Consider the following 4277-nt stretch of genomic DNA (forward strand, 5'->3'; position numbering starts at 1 on the left):
CCAGTGCTACCAGATGCAACAGTAGCATTACCCTCAGCAAAAGCAGCCCCGAAACTGAAAGCAGAGGTAAAGGAAGCAAAGACTGAAATCATGGAGGCATTAGCTACCAAGCCCCTCACGAAAATGACTGTTCAAGAACTAAGACCCTTAGCCAAAGAACGCAAAATCCCTAACTGGCGAAAACTGAAGAAGAAGGAATTGATTTTCTATCTAACCGCCTAGATTAAAAGAGCAAGCTCGTCAATGCAGATATCTATCAAAGAATGAAATCTGCATTGACAAGCAAGAGAAGTAAGAAGAACGCTAGCGCGTAAAGTCCGCGAACGATTGTCCACAAAAATTAAAGTCAGGAGACTAAAAACATGGCACGTCAACTAAGATTCGATACCCCAGAAGAACTTGCCGATAAAATCATCGATAAATTGAGTCAAGAAGAACTGCACGTAACCACCAGAGCCTTGATTGTCCATATCAATGAACAAATCCCCGTCAAGGAACTGGAAAAGATGGTCGCAGCTAGCAACGCAGTGGTTGAAACATCTCGCAAACCCAAAACCCGTAAACCACAAGTCAGTACAGACAAGATGTGGCTATACCAAGCAAAGAAGGGATGGGCTTTAGCGAATATCAACCTGCCCATTGAGAAAGTGATCCAACGCTTGCAGAACCATTATGGCTGCAAGATTCTGGCAACCAAAGAAGGCAAGATCAACTTTCTACCATCCAAGCCCACCACCATTGACGAACTGCAAAAGAATGGATTTGTCGTTTATCGCCAAGACCTAAACAAGAAAGCAGCCTAGTCCATCACCAATTGACGACCAAAAGCGACTAGAGCCATTGGCTGTAGTCGCTAAATTACATTGAGAGCAAAAACAGATGCTAACGATCGCTAAGATTAACCTCGCCACAGGAGAGATCGTCGATAACGAGATCCAATTTCGGGACACCCTCCTTGAAGCCCTGCATCCAGACATCAACCTCAGTATTGGCAACATTTCCAGCTACTTACAAAAGATCGCCAAAGCCGAAAGCATCGCTAAAACCAGTAAATCCCCCAGCAAGCGCAGCACCGCCGCCAAAAGCATTGCACCTCTGAAGAAACAAGCGATCGCCGCCTTAAGCAAAGGGATGGGTAAATTCCAACTAGCAGGAGCATCGGGAGCCAGAAAACATGGAGACTTCTTCTTCAGTCAAGGACTAAATCCCTTTGCCACCTATTTCCCCAGTGCGATGGGACAAATCAACTATGGCTCGATCCTGATGACCGAATGCCTGAAAATCTATAGCATCGAAGGAGTGACTATCCTGATTGTCCAAGACAAAGAGCATCGCACCGATGACTGTCACGGCAAGATTAGCCATGAATTTCTCAACCAACTGCGCCAAAGCGAAGACTTTGTCATCCCCGCCAATACCCCATTCCAATTCCGAGCAGGAATCGCCAATCAATGGGTTGCCAAAGGAACCTTGCAACTCAGCCTAAACTGTCCCAAAGGTCTCGACCTAATTCTGCCATTATCATGTTTTAAAGGACATAAACCAGCATTAGGTATCCATAAACTCGCCAACCTAAAACTAGGAATTGTCAACTTCGCCCAAAAGCGGCGAGTCAAGACCTCCTATACCGTCTGGCAATGGTTTAGCCAACAAGCGATCGCCCAAGATGTCTTACCCACCACTCAACAGAAAGCGGAAACCCTAGTTGCTGCCCAATCAGACATCAAACAACTTTGTCAACTAGTACAAACAGAGCAATGGGTCAAAACCGATGATCCTGAAGCCGAAAGCAATGAGGAAGAAGCCGATGGCAAAATCCTCACGGAAATCCTCAAACATGACATCCACGGGCAACTGCTAGAACATCCCTATGTGGTGCGAAAGATTGAAGACCTAGTAAGACGACGTTGGTTAACCCTAGCCACCAGTGGCGGTATCAACTTCTCCAGCTTCATGGCGCAGCCCTATCCCGAACTAGGAGAACTAGAAATGTGCATCCCCGAAATGCCCGAAGGCGAATATGTTGGCTTCCGCTATCCGATCCGCGATCGCAATGACCTACAGATTTGGACAAACAAACACATCAAAGGCTTAAACCAACAGGGAACCATGTATGTCAACCCAGACATCGCCCGTGACTATTGTGGCATGGACTTTGATGGCGATACCTTCTGCGTGAAATCAGTCCAGAAACTACCAGTAATCGCCAAAGAAATCCGTCAGCATCACATCAAACCCACCACTTACAAACCCGACAAAGTGCCAGTCCAAGGCACATTAGCTGAAGTCGCTCTCAGATCTACTGAAAATCAAATTGGATTGATTACCTATTACCTAGCCACCGCATGGGCTACAGGCAACCATCAGTACATCGCAGGCTTAGCCCAAGAAGTGCAAGTTGCTGTAGATCGGCTCAAATCCGACCTCAGCCACGACCAAACCTTTCTTGATGAAGTGGGCAAAAGCTTACCGAAACTAGACTGGTTGATCGATCGCAAACAGCAAGGAGTCTATGGCAGCTACTACGACTCAAAACAGAGATGCAAACAGCCCGCGAGACCTATTCAAGCAAGTGGCGAATACCAAGACGCAATCTCATTTCTGATTCAAGCTGTAAATGCCATCTGGCAACCCGTCGATTTGCATGAGCGCACTCTGCTCGAATTCCGCGAACTATTCAGCAAACCGAACGAAACCCTCTACCAAAGAGCGATCGCCCGTCGCGATGAATATACCAGCAAAATACGAGAAGCAATGAAACTATCAAGCGATCGGGAATCCCGCAAGAAAATCCTGAGAGCCGCAGTGCAATGGGCGAAAGGATTAGGCGAGAAACTACGCAACAAAAGCGAGAAAACTGCCCAAACCTATGCCGCCGCCATGTGGCAAGCCAGTCACAATGGCGATCATGGAACCGCCAGCGTAGTCTTCAATATGTTCCTGCCAGAGATCTGCGATCGCCTCCATGACAACCAACTGATGCGCTTGCAAATAGTGGGCGCACAGTATGGAGAACTCGCATCAACTAAATGGACAGGAAATGGAGAACACGCCTGTATTCCCATCGTAGTATCTCAACGTCAAGAAGATGGCAGATATCAGATAGAAGTCATCCGTAAAAGTAGGAAAAAGCCATACCTGCTGGGACTCGTCGCCAAAGACTCCGCCAAAGTATTGGTGGGCGAATACACAGCTTCTCTGACTACGCATCAAAAGACTATATTGTGCGAACTGGTCGCTGCTTAGAAATCAAGGGGATAAAGCCGCTTTATCCCCTTGATTATCTATCTTCTAGAAAAAAGAATTTTCCCAATCCCAAACTTTGCTAAACTAAGTGGATATGAAAACTGATACGCTCTTTTATCAACTATTCAACACCTTTCACACTCTACTGTTTGAGCTAATCGAACGTCCGATTGCTGAAGCAGAAGGCTATGAATTTAGCTCAGTGGAAGTGAAAGAAAAAGCCTTTCGGTTTGATGGGATATTTAGCCCCAAAGCCAAAGATAAACCGATATATCTCATCGAAGTTCAATTCCAGCAAAAGGAAGACTTTTACTGGGAATACTTATCCGAGATATATTTATATTTAAACCAATACCGTCCCGCACAGGAATGGCAAGCGATCGCCATCTTTGCGAGGCGCAGTTACGAACCAGAGCCAAGAAGCCATGTGCGGGAAATGCTCGACTGCCAGAGAATCAGGCGAGTTTACCTAGAAGACCTCCTAGATCGGGAGACAGACTCTTTTGCGATCGGTATTATTCAACTCATCTTGTCTAGTGAAAGTCAAGCTGTCAGACTGGCAAGACAATTAGGTGAAAAGATCGAGCAGGAAAACAATACCGAAATTCAAGAGCAGGTATTAGAATTAATAGAGACAGTGTTGGTTTATAAATTCCCAAAGCTAGGTCGGCAGGAGATTGAGGCAATGTTTACATACAGCGATTTAAAGCAAACGCGAGTTTATCAAGAGGCAAGAGAAGAAGGCGAGCAGCGTGGTGAGCAACGAGGCTTAAAACTAGGCGAACAGAGAGGTCTAGTGAAAGGGCAAGCCACAATGCTGCTGCGGATGCTTGGTCGCAAGTTCGGGCAAATTACCCCAAGCTTGAGGGGCAAGGTCAACAAACTATCGGCAAAGCAGTTAGAAAATTTAGCCGAAGCATTATTTGACCTAGAGACGATCGCCGACCTCAACAACTGGCTAAAAACCAAAGGCAAAGGCAACTAGAGGATTTTGAACCAATACATAAAAAAGACATAGAACAAATAAAGTC

4 protein-coding genes are annotated in these 4277 nt (G+C 46.0%); all 4 read left to right on the forward strand.

Annotated elements, in window-relative coordinates; translation table 11 throughout:
* Positions 1–222, forward strand: a 222-nt coding sequence (locus tag PSE7429_RS21510) for a Rho termination factor N-terminal domain-containing protein (RefSeq protein ID WP_009629485.1), incomplete at its 5' end; no start/stop codon positions are given.
* Between the two features lie 140 nt (positions 223–362).
* Positions 363–803, forward strand: coding sequence for a hypothetical protein (locus tag PSE7429_RS21515; protein ID WP_009629486.1), 441 nt, complete (start codon positions 363–365; stop codon positions 801–803).
* A 76-nt stretch (positions 804–879) separates the two neighbouring features.
* Complete coding sequence (locus tag PSE7429_RS21520; RefSeq protein WP_009629487.1) at positions 880–3246, forward strand: hypothetical protein; 2367 nt, start codon at positions 880–882, stop codon at positions 3244–3246.
* A gap of 94 nt (positions 3247–3340) precedes the next feature.
* Positions 3341–4231: an Rpn family recombination-promoting nuclease/putative transposase gene (locus PSE7429_RS21525; protein ID WP_009629488.1), complete on the forward strand. Its 891-nt coding sequence runs from the start codon at positions 3341–3343 to the stop codon at positions 4229–4231.
* The last annotated feature ends 46 nt before the right edge of the window (positions 4232–4277 follow it).

Source organism: Pseudanabaena biceps PCC 7429, assembly GCF_000332215.1.
GTDB lineage: Bacteria > Cyanobacteriota > Cyanobacteriia > Pseudanabaenales > Pseudanabaenaceae > Pseudanabaena > Pseudanabaena biceps.

Excerpts from the sequence above, each read along its gene's own strand:
- PSE7429_RS21525 (WP_009629488.1), top strand. The coding sequence starts at position 3,341 with ATGAAAACTGATACGCTCTTTTATCAACTATTCAACACCTTTCACACT.
- PSE7429_RS21515 (WP_009629486.1), top strand. The coding sequence starts at position 363 with ATGGCACGTCAACTAAGATTCGATACCCCAGAAGAACTTGCCGATAAA.
- PSE7429_RS21520 (WP_009629487.1), top strand. The coding sequence starts at position 880 with ATGCTAACGATCGCTAAGATTAACCTCGCCACAGGAGAGATCGTCGAT.